This window comes from Bacillus sp. CHD6a (assembly GCF_001293645.1).
In the GTDB taxonomy this organism is placed as follows: domain Bacteria; phylum Bacillota; class Bacilli; order Bacillales; family Bacillaceae_I; genus Sutcliffiella_A.
In genome coordinates, this window is sequence record NZ_LBMD01000011.1 from 84317 (window position 1) to 99972 (window position 15656).

Annotated in this window: 17 protein-coding genes; 11 read left to right on the forward strand and 6 right to left on the reverse strand. The window is 40.8% G+C overall.

Annotated features, from left to right (window positions below; translation table 11 throughout):
• Window positions 1–385: 385 nt before the first annotated feature.
• A complete protein-coding gene (locus AAV98_RS10305; RefSeq protein WP_060665479.1) occupies window positions 386–691 on the reverse strand; it encodes a hypothetical protein in 306 nt (101 codons plus the stop codon).
• Window positions 692–765: 74 nt separating this feature from the next.
• On the reverse strand, window positions 766–1032 hold the full coding sequence (locus tag AAV98_RS10310) for a DUF3055 domain-containing protein (protein WP_060665480.1): 267 nt from the start codon (window positions 1030–1032) through the stop codon (window positions 766–768).
• Between the two features lie 178 nt (window positions 1033–1210).
• Here AAV98_RS10310 and AAV98_RS10315 point away from each other — a divergent pair, with 178 nt between their 5' ends.
• From AAV98_RS10315 to AAV98_RS10325, 3 genes are all read left to right on the forward strand, one after another.
• Entirely contained in the window at window positions 1211–2518 is a 1308-nt protein-coding gene (locus tag AAV98_RS10315; RefSeq protein WP_060665481.1) for an EAL domain-containing protein, read from the forward strand.
• A 35-nt stretch (window positions 2519–2553) separates the two neighbouring features.
• A complete protein-coding gene (locus AAV98_RS10320; RefSeq protein ID WP_060665482.1) occupies window positions 2554–2991 on the forward strand; it encodes a DUF86 domain-containing protein in 438 nt (145 codons plus the stop codon).
• A 132-nt stretch (window positions 2992–3123) separates the two neighbouring features.
• Window positions 3124–3894: a TIGR01457 family HAD-type hydrolase gene (locus AAV98_RS10325; protein ID WP_060665483.1), complete on the forward strand. Its 771-nt coding sequence runs from the start codon at window positions 3124–3126 to the stop codon at window positions 3892–3894.
• Window positions 3895–3967: 73 nt separating this feature from the next.
• On the opposite strand, the gene AAV98_RS10330 is transcribed toward AAV98_RS10325, so the two are convergent.
• Complete coding sequence (locus tag AAV98_RS10330; protein WP_060665615.1) at window positions 3968–4450, reverse strand: phosphatidylglycerophosphatase A family protein; 483 nt, start codon at window positions 4448–4450, stop codon at window positions 3968–3970.
• Between the two features lie 340 nt (window positions 4451–4790).
• Between AAV98_RS10330 and yutH the strand changes: the two genes are divergently transcribed.
• From yutH to thrB, 5 genes are all read left to right on the forward strand, one after another.
• The gene (yutH, locus tag AAV98_RS10335; protein ID WP_060665484.1) at window positions 4791–5798 is read left to right on the forward strand and encodes a spore coat putative kinase YutH; all 1008 of its coding nucleotides are present in this window, start codon (window positions 4791–4793) and stop codon (window positions 5796–5798) included.
• Window positions 5799–5901: 103 nt separating this feature from the next.
• A complete protein-coding gene (locus AAV98_RS10340) occupies window positions 5902–6864 on the forward strand; it encodes a 2-hydroxyacid dehydrogenase (RefSeq protein ID WP_060665485.1) in 963 nt (320 codons plus the stop codon).
• 310 nt (window positions 6865–7174) lie between these two features.
• Complete coding sequence (locus AAV98_RS10345) at window positions 7175–8473, forward strand: homoserine dehydrogenase (protein ID WP_060665486.1); 1299 nt, start codon at window positions 7175–7177, stop codon at window positions 8471–8473.
• Entirely contained in the window at window positions 8473–9528 is a 1056-nt protein-coding gene (thrC, locus tag AAV98_RS10350; protein WP_060665616.1) for a threonine synthase, read from the forward strand. The genes AAV98_RS10345 and thrC overlap by 1 nt, the downstream gene beginning before the upstream one ends.
• A complete protein-coding gene (gene thrB, locus AAV98_RS10355; protein WP_060665487.1) occupies window positions 9525–10445 on the forward strand; it encodes a homoserine kinase in 921 nt (306 codons plus the stop codon). Before thrC ends, thrB begins: the two co-directional genes overlap by 4 nt.
• Before the next feature lie 141 nt (window positions 10446–10586).
• Here thrB and AAV98_RS10360 read toward each other — a convergent pair whose 3' ends face one another.
• Window positions 10587–10823: a NifU family protein gene (locus tag AAV98_RS10360; RefSeq protein ID WP_060665488.1), complete on the reverse strand. Its 237-nt coding sequence runs from the start codon at window positions 10821–10823 to the stop codon at window positions 10587–10589.
• Window positions 10824–10989: 166 nt separating this feature from the next.
• Here AAV98_RS10360 and AAV98_RS10365 point away from each other — a divergent pair, with 166 nt between their 5' ends.
• Window positions 10990–11316 carry a YuzD family protein gene (locus AAV98_RS10365; protein WP_060665489.1) on the forward strand — a complete coding sequence of 109 codons (327 nt, stop codon included), beginning with the start codon at window positions 10990–10992 and terminating at the stop codon, window positions 11314–11316.
• 44 nt (window positions 11317–11360) lie between these two features.
• On the opposite strand, the gene AAV98_RS10370 is transcribed toward AAV98_RS10365, so the two are convergent.
• A complete protein-coding gene (locus AAV98_RS10370) occupies window positions 11361–12428 on the reverse strand; it encodes an NAD(P)/FAD-dependent oxidoreductase (protein ID WP_060665490.1) in 1068 nt (355 codons plus the stop codon).
• A 338-nt stretch (window positions 12429–12766) separates the two neighbouring features.
• Between AAV98_RS10370 and AAV98_RS10375 the strand changes: the two genes are divergently transcribed.
• On the forward strand, window positions 12767–13003 hold the full coding sequence (locus AAV98_RS10375; RefSeq protein WP_187442110.1) for a YuzB family protein: 237 nt from the start codon (window positions 12767–12769) through the stop codon (window positions 13001–13003).
• 76 nt (window positions 13004–13079) lie between these two features.
• On the opposite strand, the gene AAV98_RS10380 is transcribed toward AAV98_RS10375, so the two are convergent.
• Window positions 13080–13772 carry a DUF2225 domain-containing protein gene (locus AAV98_RS10380; RefSeq protein WP_060665492.1) on the reverse strand — a complete coding sequence of 231 codons (693 nt, stop codon included), beginning with the start codon at window positions 13770–13772 and terminating at the stop codon, window positions 13080–13082.
• Window positions 13773–14082: 310 nt separating this feature from the next.
• Between AAV98_RS10380 and AAV98_RS10385 the strand changes: the two genes are divergently transcribed.
• Window positions 14083–15318, forward strand: coding sequence for a NupC/NupG family nucleoside CNT transporter (locus AAV98_RS10385; protein WP_060665493.1), 1236 nt, complete (start codon window positions 14083–14085; stop codon window positions 15316–15318).
• Window positions 15319–15656 lie beyond the last annotated feature (338 nt).

A 15656-nucleotide genomic window follows, 5' to 3' on the forward strand; every position in this document is an offset into this window, starting at 1 on the left:
TTTGTCCAAAAGACCCCATGAAAGTTTTGAAGTCACTGAAAGACTGAAAACGTAAAGTTTTTATTGATTCCTAGCTGTTGATTGGAGCAAAAGGCGAAGACTTCTGAGGGAGATAGCGTTAGGTGGAGACCCCGCAGGCGTAGCGAGGCCACTGAATAACTTAAAACGTAAAGTTTTTATTGATTCCTAGCTGTTGATTGGAACAAAAGGCGAAGACACCTGAGGGAGATAGCGGTAGGTGGAGACCCCACAGGCGAAGCCGAGGAGGCTCCAGCTGCGCCCCTAGGAAAGCGAAGCCGTTTGCGGAAATCAACAACGGTGTTAATAAAAATTACAAAAATCAAGATTTTTTCAATGGCCTCGGAAGTTTTCTGGGGTCTTTTTTTTAGTCATTTTCATTCCCATATGGTGGCTCTTCATTCCTTTTCTTATCATCATGGGTGGGATGGGCACCAGGGTGTTGTCTGGGAATATCCTGGTGAAGATTTTTATTTTCATAATTAAACGCACTATAATAACGCTGTCCTTCACGCCAAGGTGTGCTTTTATTTTCCACTGGTGTATCCTTACCGCGTGGTGCGCCATAAGGTCCTTCCGGTGTAATTTCTGGGACTATAAAGTTCCGCTGTGTTTCCACATTAGAGAAATCAGTATAATGCTCTTCTTCTTTATCCTTTTCATCAATGAACATGAAAAAAACCCCCTTTGTCTTAGAGTAAGGTTAGTTTTACCAAGACAATAGGGGATTATGATAGATAAAAGTGTTTAGATTACCTCATATAAAAAAGAACGTAATTCTGCTGCATCTTCTTCTGATAGCTGGTATGCATGCTCAAGATAGCCAGGCTCATCCAGGTCATCACTGCCAATGATGGCAAAACGGTTGCCTTGGATATCGAGGACAAGACTTTTTCCATAATAACGATCGGATTTGACTATTGCCAAGTCAAAGCGATTATTTTCCCCCATAAAGCTCACAAATCTTGTTTTGGTATCGACTGTATCGTCATATAAAAAGAATTTTTCTCCCATATTGAAACCTCCTTCTTGCATCTTTTTCTAGTATAACAAATACAACGTCTTTCTTGTTATCGGATATTTTCAATTATATCTACGGTCTGCAAGAAATGGGACAATTTTCTTATTCTATGTGATAAAATATAAGAAAAATAACTTGCTGATTTTTTTCTAGAGAGAAGGGAGCCACTTCATGGGGCGAAGCTGGAATCGCATAAAAAGATATTATAAAAAGAATGGCTCACATCTAGTAAAAATAATGCTTCCGTCCAAATATCTACGTTATTATCCGCCAATCATAACTTTGAGAAATCCAATTGAACAACGAGTGAAGCATACTTTAAAAAAAGGGTTTCAGGTAGCGGTGATTTCCTTTTATTTTCCTGACTTGGAGAACATCATTTCAAAAATAGGCAGGCGTAAATATTTATCGTGTCGAGAAGTTATCAAGGCGCAACTTAGAAAAGTCATTGGGCTAACATTTGCAGATGAAGAAATTGTGTGTTTACATGAACACTATAGTAGTGGGATTTCTTTGTTATTGAAAGTAGATGGAAGGTTTCACAGTACAACAGAACTTGAAGATAGGCTATCTAAAGTAAAGAATGTCATAGAAGGCCGAAAGTATAAACAGTTGGATAACCAGCATTTGTGTGTGCAATCTGGTTATATTTTCTTGGAGTCAGGGGAGTATTCGTTGTCTGAATGTGTGCTTAAAGCTCATGTACAGGCAATGGCCATGGCAGAGAAACAGGATAAATTGCAGTACCAGCAATTAAAATTTCAAATTAACCAGATTATTGCATTTAAAGATATCACGCTTTTGGCCCAACCAATCATGGATGTGTCTAAAGGCGGCATCAAGGCATGGGAATTGCTGACTCGCGGCCCTAAAGGTTCATTGATGGAAAATCCATTACAGTTATTTTCCATTGCCAAACAGACTAACCGGTTATTTATGCTCGAATTACTTATTTTAGAAAAGGCATTTCAACTAATTTATCAGTGCAAAATGAAAGAAGCAATTTTTATCAACTTTACTCCTACTACATTAAATGAGATAGAGTTAATAGAGAAAATGCTGGCACTTTTAAAAAAGTATCCAGAGATTATACCGCAGAATATTGCGATTGAAGTGACGGAACAAGATTCTATTGATGGCTTGAAAAATTTTGAGCGTAACATTGACGCGCTTAGAAATTTGGGCTTTCAGATTGCTGTTGATGATACTGGAGCCGGTTATGCGAGCTTTCATACCATCAATAAAATCATGCCAGATATCATAAAAATTGATCGTTCTGTTATTCAAGATATTGATAAAAACATGGTAAAAGAGAAAATGCTGCAGGGACTTTTGTTGATAGCAAATGAGACAGGATCACTAGTGGTAGCAGAAGGAATCGAGCGTCCTGAAGAGGTCCAGATTCTCTCCAAGCATAAAGTGGACATGGCGCAAGGTTATTTTTACGCAAGACCCAAACTGCTGCAACCCTTAACATAACTACAGCCAAGATGACATACAAAGGAGTAATTAGAATGTACTTTGTGGATCGAGAAAAAATGGAGCATACGTTACTTTATATTGAAGAAAATATCGCCTTATATCAACAGCACGACTTTTGGAATTCTTCTATTGAAAAGAAAGCGCTTGAGCGTATTGCCGTAGCAATCATTGAAGGCATACTGGATGTGGGTAATGCGATGATTGACGGTTTTATCATGCGGGACCCTGGCAGCTATGAAGACATCATTGACATCCTGGAAGATGAAAAAGTAGTGACAAGTGACATGGCCCAGCAGTTAAAGAGACTTGTTCGACTCCGAAAAACACTAGTACAAGAATATCTTTTGATTTCTCACGAAGAGGTGAAGACGTGTTTAACGGATGTACAGGAGACAATAGTTGGTTTCTGTAGAGCAGTCCGCATCTATTTGGAAAATGAATTAGGACCTGTTTCGGCTTTTAAGAAGTAATGCTGATTTGAGAACGCTTTCTTTTATAGGAGCGTTCTTTCTTGCTTTTAACGGGCTAGTAAATTGTGCTAACATGAACAGGTTGAAAGAAACCTAAACTAATGAAATGACTAAAGTGGAGTGTGAAGATAGATGAAAAAGTACCAAGGATATTTAATTGACCTTGATGGCACGATGTATCGTGGAAAAGAAAAGATTGAAGAGGCTGGCCATTTTGTGAAAGCCTTATTTGAAAAGAAGATTCCCTATCTTTTTGTAACGAATAATTCCTCTAGAACACCACAACAGGTTGCCCAGAAATTAAGAGACTTTGGCATACCGACGTTAGATGAACAAGTTTTTACCACAAGCAATGCCACCGCCAATTATATTTATGATTATAAGCCTGAGGCGAAAATATATGTAATCGGCGAGGAAGGGATTAGAACGGCGTTGCTCGAGAAGGGGTTCGAATTGGTTGATGAAGGTGCAGATGTGGTAGTAAGCGGAATCGACCGATCCATCAGTTATGAAAAATTGGCACTTGGTGCAATTAATATTCGTAATGGTGCGCGATTTATTTCCACTAACGGCGATATTGCCATACCGACGGAAAGAGGGCTACTTCCTGGAAACGGATCATTGACTTCGGTATTGACGGTTTCAACGGAAACACAACCAACCTTTATCGGAAAACCAGAAAAAGTAATCATGGAGCAGGCCTTGAAAGTATTGGGGGTACCTCGTGAAGATACGTTGATGGTAGGAGATAATTATCATACAGATATTAAGGCTGGAATGAATGCAGGGATGGATACGTTGCTTGTGCACACAGGTGTAACGACAAAGGCACATTTAGAAACGTATGAGGAGCTACCGACTTATACGGTGGATTCATTGGAAGAATGGATTGAAAGAATATAAGAAATCTCTTTATCATGCGAGGACGTAAAAAACCAGGCAGCGAGCGCTTCCTGGTTTTTTATTGTCTATTTGTTCATTCTGTATTCGCTGCTCGATGAGCCAAACGGCTTGATGCTGCAGCAGCGATAGCGCCGACGATATCATCGAGGAAGGTGTGAACTTTTCCAGAGCTTTTGTCATTTAGATGTTCTAGTATGCCTGGTTTCAATTTATCAATATAACCGTAGTTCGTAAAGCCGATGGAGCCGTATACGTTTACAATGGATAATGCCAAAACCTCATCGACTCCATACAAACCTTCATCATCACGCAATATTCTTAAGAGAGGCTCTTGAATCTTTCCTTGCTCAGCCAATATGTCTAATTCAATTGCAGTAAGAACGGTATTCTGAACTTCTCGCTTAGAAAGAACTCGGTCCACATTCTCCAGGCACTCGGAACGCTCTAGGGAAGGATGATACTTCGACTGCAAGAAATACACCAACTCTGCAATATCATCCATTGTCACCCCGCGCTCCTCTAATAAGGTCCGAGCCTTTTTCTCCACATCATCCATACTCTCAAAATTCTTCATACAACTCACCCATCTTTTATAATATAGTCGAGGGGGATTTAGGTCCCTCTTTAGTACTTTAGAGCGGTGAGGGTCAGACCCCTCTTTAATTCTTTATCTCTTTAACGCTTTAGAATAGTGGGGGTCAGACCCCTTTTATCCTTTTTTGTTTCTTTATCTTCCCTTTATGCCCTAATTTGGTGGAATTAATAGCTTTTGGTGTGATTTATCTGTGTGGTTGGTGGTGTTTTGGTCATTAAGTTTAGGAAGATGGTTATAATTTGTAACAAGTTTCCTTTGTTTTCTTCATATAGTTGGTACTAGGGAGAAGGAGGGAACAGAGTTGAAGCAGATTATTTATGATCAATATGAGTTAAGGGTGGAAAGAAAGCAAAGGGTACGACAGTTTGATGCTTTTTGGTCTAATCGTGTACTTTATATCATGGTACCTGTTGCTCACTTGGAAGCAGAAGAAATTGATGAGCTTCAAAAGATAAGTGACTATATGATACGCACGCATAAAGATATATATGTTAGTTCTTTTGTGAAAAATAAGAATGATAGCTATACAACGGAGATAGATGGCCGTCAGATTGCCCTTTTTCGGATGCCGTATGATTACAGTTCAAGGAAATTAGTCGTTGGAAAAGAACTGGCTGCCTTTCACACGCATGCTAGAAGTTATCCTGCAAAAGTGACAGCTATCAATCGAATTGGTCAATGGAAAAGCTTATGGGTGAAAAGGGTTGACCAGATGGAGAGCTTTTTCAGAGAAAAGGTAAGAAGCAATCCAGTTGATGTTTTTGATACCCAATTTGTGGAGTCCTTTCCTTACTATTTAGGATTGACCGAAAATGCCATTCAATATTTAGTGGACACAGAGCTCGATGATAGTCCGATGATCAATGATGCAGGTACGCTCTGCCACCATCGCTTCACAGATCTCACTTGGCAGCAGGCGCAATGGATGAAGCTTCCGACAGATTGGATTTTTGATCACGCAAGCAGAGACATTTCAGAATGGATAAGGGTCGAATGTCGCAAAGGAAAGGACATGAACCATGAGAAAATCCAAACTTTTTTACAAGACTATGAACGGGTATCACCGCTTTCAAGCTTTTCATGGCGATTACTGTATGCAAGATTGACATTCCCCATTCACTACTTTGAATGTGTAGAGGACTATTATACGAGCGGACCTGTTTCGGATAAAAAATGGCATGAGGACCGGATGAAAGCAATTCTGTATTCTTCCACTCACTATGAACAGCTTCTAGGAAACTTCTATGATCTTGCAGGCGTGCCTGCTAAAAACTATGGGATTCCAGTATTAGATTGGGTGAAAAAATAAAACGCTTGCCCTATATTAGTATGTTTTGGAAAAGCTATGAGTGATAAAATAACAGATAGCTTGAGTAACTATTCCAGACAACAAGATGTAGGGAGAGAAACAGATGATAAGGCCATATGTGTTTATAACAAGAAAACTCAAAGAAGAAGTATTCACACCTCTTAAGGAGATTGCAGATGTAAAGATGTGGGACAGTGAGAGCGAGCCTGTTCCAAGGGAGATATTGATAAAAGAAGCTCAAAAAGCAACGGCTCTATTGACGATGCTTTCAGATAAAGTAGATGAAGAACTGTTAGTGCAAGCCCCAAATCTTAAGGTTGTGGCTAACCTTGCAGTTGGATATGATAATATCGACATACAGGCAGCAGCACATAGAGGAGTAACTGTTTGTAATACACCGGATGTTCTGACAGAAACGACTGCAGACCTTACTTTTGCGTTGATGCTAGCAACAGCAAGAAGAATTACGGAAGCTCAAGGCTTTGTAAAAGAGGGGCACTGGCAAAGCTGGAGTCCCTTTCTGCTTGCAGGTTCCGATGTGCATCATAAAACGATCGGGATTGTCGGCATGGGGAAGATAGGACAAGCTGTTGCTAGGAGAGCTGGTGGCTTTGGAATGGAGGTTCTCTACCATAATAGAAATCGTCATATGGAAGCTGAACGGGAGCTAGGGGTGTCATACCGCAGCTTTGAACAGTTGTTAGAGGAATCAGATTATGTTGTCTGCTTAACACCGTTAACAGATGATACGAGGCATCTGTTTAATCAAGAAGCATTCAAGCGTATGAAGAATTCGGCCTTCTTTATTAATGTAGGCAGGGGACAAGTGGTGGATGAGAAAGCGCTTATTGCTGCGTTAAACGACCATGATATTGCCGGTGCTGGATTGGACGTGTTCTATGAGGAACCTATAGGAGCGGACCATCCGTTGCTTCGTTTTCCACAAGTTGTGGCAATTCCTCATATCGGAAGCGCAAGTGTCGAAACCAGGACAACAATGATAAAGCTATGCAGGGATAATATTGTCGCGGTATTACAAGGAAATCAAGTGAAGACAAAGGTCTGATGAGGACCGGATTCATTTCTACGCAACGATGTGTGGAGAAGAGATCCGGTCCCTTATTTTTTTCTTATTACTCCCCCAATAAGTTAAGCGCTTACAAGTTAAAATCGCAAAAATATCCCCTTGTCAAGTACACAAAACCCCTCTATAATGTCCATTATACAAAAACAAATGTACACTCAGAAAAGACATAAAGAAAATACAAAATAGAAGAAGGGGGTTTTCTTTAGTGCTTTAGAGGAGTGAGGGTCAGACCCCTCTTTACCCCTTTAACGCACTGAGGGTCAGACCCCTTAAAAGGGAGTGGAGTGCAGTGAAGGTGATTTCTGTTGGTTTGTTGGGGTTGGGGACGGTTGGTTGTGGTGTGGTGAAGATTGTGGAGGGACATCAGGATAAGTTGATGCATCAGGTGGGGTGTCCGGTGCGGGTGAAGAAGGCGCTGGTGAAGGATTTGCATAAGGAGCGGTTGGTGGATTTGAATCCGGATTTGTTGACTTTGCATGCAGAAGAGGTGCTGGATGACCCTGAAATTGATGTGGTAATAGAAGTAATGGGAGGAGTCGAAGAGACTCGTCATCATATATTAAGGGCGCTGCATAACAAGAAACATGTTGTTACTGCAAATAAAGATTTAATGGCCGTGTATGGATCAGAGCTGTTAGCAGCAGCTGCCGAGAACAATTGTGACCTATTTTATGAGGCAAGTGTGGCAGGTGGGATTCCTATTCTTAGAGGGTTAGTAGATGGGCTTGCGTCAGATAGAATCACAAAAATGATGGGGATTGTGAACGGTACAACAAATTTCATCCTTACAAAAATGAACAATGAAGGTTCTTCCTATCAAGAAGTTCTCAAAGAAGCACAGGAACTTGGATTTGCTGAAGCTGATCCAACAGCCGATGTGGAAGGAATCGATGCAGCCAGGAAAATGGCCATCCTTTCCACGTTAGGATTTTCCATGAATATCGAACTAAAAGATGTTCAAGTAAGGGGAATCAGTTCCGTCTCTGAAGAGGATCTAAACTATAGCAAAAAACTTGGATACACTATGAAACTGATTGGCATCGCGCATCGTGAAAAAGAAAAGGTCGAGGTCAGCGTTCAGCCGACTCTTCTCCCGCATACACATCCGTTGGCGAGTGTGCAGAACGAATATAATGCGGTATATGTGTACGGGGAAGCGGTAGGAGAAACGATGTTTTACGGGCCAGGTGCAGGCAGTTTGCCTACTGCAACAGCTGTGGTGTCCGACCTTGTCGGAGTGATGAAAAACATGCGCCTTGGAGTGAATGGCAAAAGCATGGTATCCCCTCAGTTCAAAAAAACACTTAAAGAAAAAGAAGAAATTCAAGCAAAACATTTCCTTCGAGTACATGTACAAGATGAAGTAGGCGTACTCTCACACATTACTCATTTATTTTCGCAAAAGGGGGTCAGCTTTGAAAAAATCCTGCAGCTTCCACTAAAAGAAGAGGCATTGGCAGAAGTTGTGGTAGTGACGCATCACGCATCTCTAGAGCGCTATGACAACCTTCTTCAAGAGCTGGCAGATATGAAGTATGTGAAAGAAATAAAAAGCAGTTATCGGGTGGAAGGGGAAGTAGCAGTATGATGTGGAGAGGACTAGTTAAGGAATATAGCAGATTTCTACCAGTTAGTGAGCAAACGCCAAACGTCTCTCTTCAGGAAGGTCACACACCACTGCTGTTTCTCGAAAATCTTTCTGAACAACTTGGAGTGGAGTTACATGTAAAAGTGGAAGGGGCCAATCCAACCGGTTCCTTCAAGGACAGAGGAATGGCCTTAGCCGTTGCAAAGGCAAAAGAAGAAGGCAGTACAACAGTTGTCTGTGCGTCTACGGGTAACACTTCAGCCTCTGCAGCAGCCTATGCGGCAAGAGCGGGTTTGAAATGCATTGTCGTAATTCCAGACGGAAAAATTGCGCAGGGAAAGCTTGCACAGGCAGTCATGTATGGAGCAGAGATTTATTCCTTGGACGGAAATTTTGATGAAGCTTTGCAAATGGTACGGCAATTATCAGAGGAGCTTCCTATCACGCTCGTAAACTCCCTTAATCCATATAGAATCGAAGGACAAAAAACGGCGGCATTTGAAGTATGCGATCAGCTTGGAAAAGCACCAGATGTCCTCGCCCTGCCTGTGGGAAATGCAGGGAACATCACCGCATATTGGCGAGGTTTTCAAGAATATCATCAAGACAAAGGAACGGGATTACCTGAAATGCGTGGTTTTGAAGCGGAGGGAGCAGCGGCAATTGTCCAAAACCGGGTCATTTCTAACCCGGAAACAATCGCAACAGCCATTCGAATCGGAAATCCTGCCAGTTGGGAGTATGCGGTTCGGGCAGCAGAGGAGTCAAAAGGAAAAATAGACTTTGTTACAGATGAAGAAATGCTGTATGCATATAAACTACTTGCTCAAACAGAAGGAGTGTTTGCAGAACCAGCATCTAGCGCGTCCGTTGCAGGAGTTATCAAACAGCTAAAATCCGGAGAACTGGCAAAAGGTAAGCAGGTCGTTGCGGTATTGACTGGAAATGGTTTGAAAGATCCGGTAACAGCTACGAGTTATGCCAATGTAAACGTACAAAAGATTCCGAATGACTATTCCCAACTCATCAAATCGTTCGAAGGTGTAACAGTATGAACGGATATAGAGATGGTTTTGTTATCAAAGTACCAGGAAGCTCTGCCAATCTTGGACCAGGATTTGACTCGATTGGAATGGCTGTAAACAAATACGTTACCCTTTTTGTCAACCATTCAGAAGAATGGAAGTTTACAAGTGTTCCGCCTCTTTCTATCAAAAAGGAAGAAAATATCCTCTACACCGTCTGTCAAGAATTACAGAAGCTTTGGAACATTGAAGCTCCTCCTGCGCATGTTTTGACCATGAGTGATATTCCGCTAGCAAGAGGACTTGGCAGCAGTGCAGCAGCCATTGTAGGAGCCATTGAAATCATGAATGTACTATGTGAGAAAAATCTTAGTCCTGATGAAAAACTGCAACTTGCAGCAAAATTTGAAGGTCATGCGGATAATGTAGCACCCTCTCTCTATGGAGGGCTTGTCGTCTCTACCTATCAAAACGAAAAATGGGAATATGTCAAACTTCCAGTGGAGGAGTTGGAACTGGTTGCGGTTATTCCGGAATTTGAGGCCAAAACAAAGGATTCAAGAGGGTTATTGCCCGACAGGCTTTCATTTAGTGAAGCAGTGACCGGTAGCAGCCATGCGAATGTCATGCTTGGGGCATTTATGCTCAAAAAATGGGATCTTGTCGGCAAAATGATGGAAAGTGATATTTTCCACGAGCCATATCGTCAAAAGTTGTTTCCTGATTTCCAACAGCTAAAGGAGAGAGCAGGGGAGGCGGGTGCATTTGGTGTGACAATTAGTGGTGCCGGCCCGACGGTCATCTGCTTTTGTGAAAAAGGAAAAGGGAGAAAAGTTGTTAGCACGCTGTCTTCGGAGTTCTCCCAGCATAGAGTGGAGCTTTTACAAGTAAGTAAAGCAGGCAGCGAGGTGCATTCCAATCACTTATGTAAAGTATCATCCATATAAAAGCAGTTTTCGTATACTCACCTCAATCCCTTATATTACGTACTGTCGTGCTCTTTTCTTCGTTATAAAAAGTAAGAGCAATATAAAAAACCGGCAAGCTGACGTTACATGTCTGCTTGCCGGTTTTTTTAAAAAAAAAAATTAGAATACTTGCTCTACTTCAATAATGCCTGGTACTTCTTCTAGTAATGCACGCTCAATACCAGCTTTCAACGTGATAGTGGAACTTGGGCAAGAACCGCATGCACCTAATAGACGCAACTTTACGATGCCATCTTCCACATCTACTAATTCACAGTCCCCTCCGTCACGAAGAAGAAATGGACGTAATTTATCTAGTACTTCCTGAACTTGCGAATTGATTTCCGGGTTAGACATAGTTATCGCTCCTTTCCTTACATAATTCTATTATAAAGAAAACCTCTCAAAAAATCTATCGCTCTGCACTGGGTCTTTTTAGGAAATCGAATTTAATTCATGAAAAGGTAAGCGTTTTACGTTAAAATAAAGAATAAAAGTTATGAATATTGGGGGATGTCGGCATATGATGAAAAAGGTAGAAATATGTGTATTTGGTGCAGAGGTGCTATGTCCCAGTTGTGTTAACCTTCCATCATCTAAAGAAACCTATGAATGGTTACAAGCAGCTGTAGCAAGAAAATATCCAAATCAAGAATTCACTATCTCTTATATAGATATTTATAAAACGGAAGATTGTGACGGTGAAAAAAGAGATTTTGCCGCTAAAGTTGTAGAGGAAGATATGTTTTATCCCGTTGTGGTCATCGAAGGGGAGATTGTAGGAGAAGGCAATCCGAAGTTGAAAACCATTTATTCCGAAATGGAGAAATATGGATACGTAGCATCGTAAAAAAAAATGACCCCAAGAGTCTAAGCGACTTTTGGGGATATTTTTTAACCATTATGATACTTATACATCCATAGAATACCAGATTTCAATAACCGAGCCACTCGGCCAGTTAGCGGTCTTTCATTTACCAAGCCGAATCCATGCTTCTTGCCAAGAGATCCTAATACGCCTTTTAGCTTGATGGCAGGGAATTCTTCTGGTGGAGTTTCGCCATTCCAGCGTTTCAATAATACTTGGACAATTTGTTCTGCTTGTCCTTCTGCTAATTGGGCACTTGGTGCGTGAGGCAGGCTTGCACAATCTCCAACTACATAGACGTTTTCATGGCCAGGTATGTTGTGCTGTTTTGTCAGCACTACGCGACCTTGTCCATCTTTTTCAACATCTAGCTCACGAACTACTTTATTTGGTTGAATTCCTGCAGTCCAAACAATAACATCGCAATGCACCGGCTCGTCATGATTGTAAAGGGTGTTTTCCTCTACACGAGTAATGTTTGAGCCATTCACTACTTCTACTCCATGCGTCTCAAACCAGTTTTGTACATATTTGCTAAGTCTTTCAGGAAAGCTGGAAAGAATAATATTACCGCGATCGAATAATTTAATGGTTAAGTCCGGGCGACTCTCACGCAGCTCACTCGCAATCTCAACCCCACTCAATCCACCACCGACAATCGCAACCACTTTATTAGCCGGTAAGTCGTTTAAAGCTTGGTAAGCCTTTCTGGACTTATTGATAGTCTGAATACTGTACGTGTGTTCTTCAGCACCAGAAATATCATGGTACTTATCCTCACAGCCTAGACCGATGATGAGGTCATCAAAGGAAAGTGTGCTCCCATCTTCAAAGTGTACAATTTTCTCCTCCACATCGACCTTGGAAACTTCCCCGTATTTAACAGAAAGTCTTTCGTGCTCTGGAAAAGTGACACGGACGTGATGGTCTGAAATCGTTCCCGCAGCCAACGCATAGAATTCAGTTTTCAAACTATGATATGGAGCTCTGTCCACCAATACAATTTCAATATCAGATGGTAATTGATTAGGAAGAAGTCGATGTAAAACGCGCATACCGCCGTAGCCTGCGCCAAGCACAACAAGTTTTTTCATAGCAGTTAAACCCCTTTTTAAGCGAATAGAATCAAAAGTATAATAAAGTAGCCCTTTGAAGGTAATGGTAAGAAGATAGATAAAACTAGTATTCTAGGAAAACTTTTATGTGAAAGAAAACACATATTGTATGACAATTGCGCTTTCATTTTGAAAATGTATAACACGTTTAAATAAAATAACATTAAAAGTATATCGAAATTATGACTAAATAACAACATTCTTTCGGAAAATTGTTGAGTTAAGTCGATTAATATCAACACATTTTAGAGAAACTTCATAATTGACGTTTTAAGGAAAAAAAGGTAGCATGGAAGTGCAATAGAGGGGTGAAATTAGTGAAGCCAATCATCGAATTTTGTATAAGTAATTTAGCCAGTGGTTCGCAAAGAGCGAGAGAAGTGTTGGAAAAAGACCCAAATCTGGATATTGTGGAATACGGCTGTCTGGGGTATTGTGGCAAATGCTTTGACACACTTTTTGCTCTCGTTAATGGAGATGTTGTGGCTGGAGAGTCTCCAGAACAACTGGTAGACAACATATATATTTATTTGGAAGAGAACCCGATGTTCTAATCCAAAAAAGAGCATGGAGCCCACATTTGGGAGCCATGCTCTTTTTATCTTTTATCTTGTGATGATACTTCTTTAACTAGCTACTTACTTTCAATTTTGAAGATTTCCGGATCTCATACCAACGGTCCCTTGCTTTTTCGACAAGACGCTGTTCCTTGTCTTTATTCTTGTGCCCAATCACCATCTGGAAATATCGTATGGCTTGCCGTTCTAAGTTTAACCTGCAATTAAGATCACCTATTAAGTAAAGTAATTTTATTTCAGACATTCCCTTTTCTTCATAATCCCCCAATGTATAGGATAGTTCAAATTGCTCTACCGCAAGCTTTAAAAATCTCTGCTCCTGGGTATTGCTTTGTTCAATGGTGCGATATATCCAAGCGAGTCGAAGATATAGACCTGCCATGACAATGGGTGTTTCTTTTTTAATGATCCCGGAATAAATACCTAATTTATATGAGTTTATGGCAGTTTCAACAGATCTCTTCTGCCCATAGTTTTTATAGTTCCAATGCTTTTGTATCTTTGTTTGGATGGCTAGTTGTGCATCTTTCGTCAGTTTAGGGTTAAATTCGTCTGAAACAGCGTATCCACAATGTGGACAAACAGAAACGTAATACAGGAGAGGGTTGGTCTCTAATGACTGGTAAGTGGAACAAAAATCCGAATCATGAGTTACAGGACGAATATAACGGGATTTTATTTTTAACGTGCTATATGCATGTTTACAATTATCACATGAAATCTCACGGCTAAAGTATTGTTCCATTTTGGTCACCCTCTCTTTACTTTTTTAACAATATAATTCAAAAGTACCATAAGAGGGTGAGGTGGACAACTTAAATAAATCGAAATGCCTATAAAAAGCGGTGTGTTTTTTTCTTGTCTATACATTATTTTGCAATTCTTGGGTAATTTATTTAAGAACACACAGGTAGGAAAACGGTTTCTTTAAGGTTGTAACATATTGACAAAAAAAAGTTCTTTCAAACGCTTTCATTTCGTAGTAAAGTGGTACTGTAATAGTTAGATGTCTGACGACAAACAACTTGCAGAAATTTCTAATAGAGGTGAATATTATGAATAATATCCTTTGGGGTTTAATGGGAATCGCAGTGATTTTTGCAATCGCATTCCTACTTTCGGAAAATAAACGAAAGATCAAGATTCGTACAATTTTAGGCGGATTGGCTATTCAATTGCTGTTCGCATTTATTGTATTGAAGTGGGAGTTAGGAAGAACAGCTTTTCTTGGTTTGACTGAACTTGTTCAAAATATTATCAATTACGCGAATGAGGGTATTGGCTTCCTTTTCGGACCTGTACTAGGCAACCCTGGGTCTGAAGCTACAGGATTTGTATTCGCATTCCATGTACTAACGATTATCATTTTCTTCTCTGCATTAATATCCGTCCTTTACTATCTTGGTATCATGCAGGTTGTTATTCGATTCCTTGGTGGGGGTCTTGCGAAGCTTTTAGGAACAAGCAAGACAGAATCATTGTCTGCTTCCGCTAACATTTTCGTTGGACAAACAGAAGCACCATTAGTAATTCGTCCTTATATTGCAGGAATGACTAAATCTGAGTTGTTTGCTGTTATGACAGGTGGACTTGCATCTGTAGCAGGTTCTGTATTGTTCGGTTATGCTGCACTTGGAATTCCGCTTGAGTACCTATTGGCAGCAAGTTTCATGGCAGCGCCTGGTGGATTGATCATGGCGAAAATGCTTATTCCTGAAACGGAAGAGCCAAAAAATGATACCAATGCTCAAATTGGTGAATCTGAAGAAGACAAAGCAACGAACGTTATTGATGCTGCTGCTCGCGGGGCTTCTGACGGTTTAAAACTTGCACTAAATGTTGGTGCGATGCTACTAGCATTCATCGCATTGATTGCTTTAATCAATGGAATCTTAGGTGGAATTGGTGGCTGGTTCGGTGCTGAAAACTTCTCACTTGACTACGTTCTTGGGTATCTATTTGCACCACTTGCCTTCGTTATCGGTATTCCTTGGAGTGAAGCCGTTGCTGCAGGTAACCTGATTGGCCAAAAGCTTGTATTAAATGAGTTCGTTGCTTACTCTACTTTCTCTGCACAGCTTGATATGTTCAGCGAAAAATCTGTTGCAGTTATCGCATTCGCACTTTGTGGATTTGCTAACCTTTCTTCCTTAGCAATTCTGTTAGGAGGACTTGGGAACTTAGCTCCAAGTCGTCGTCCTGATATCGCACGGTTAGGATTCCGCGCCATCATTGCTGGTACGCTTTCTAACTTGTTGAGTGCTGCAATTGCCGGTATGTTCTTGTTCTAAAACGATAGAAAATCCACTTGCCGGTGTCCCGGTGGGTGGATTTTTTGTTGTCGATAAGTAAAAAGACCTGTGAGAGAGGAATATGGAGTGTGCAAGGTTTTTATAAAGTGTTTAAAGACCTGTTGAAGAGGAATTTGTGGTGTGTGAGGTCTATAAAGAGTGTGTAAAGACCTGTTGAAGAGGAACGCGTGGAGTGCGAGGTCTATAAAGAGTGTGTAAAGACCTGTTGAAGAGGAATTTGTGGTGTGAGAGGTCTTTAAAGTATAAAGACCTGTTGAAGAAGAACGCGTGGAGTGCGAGGTCTTTATAGAGAGTGTAACGCCCTTCCAGAGAGGGAT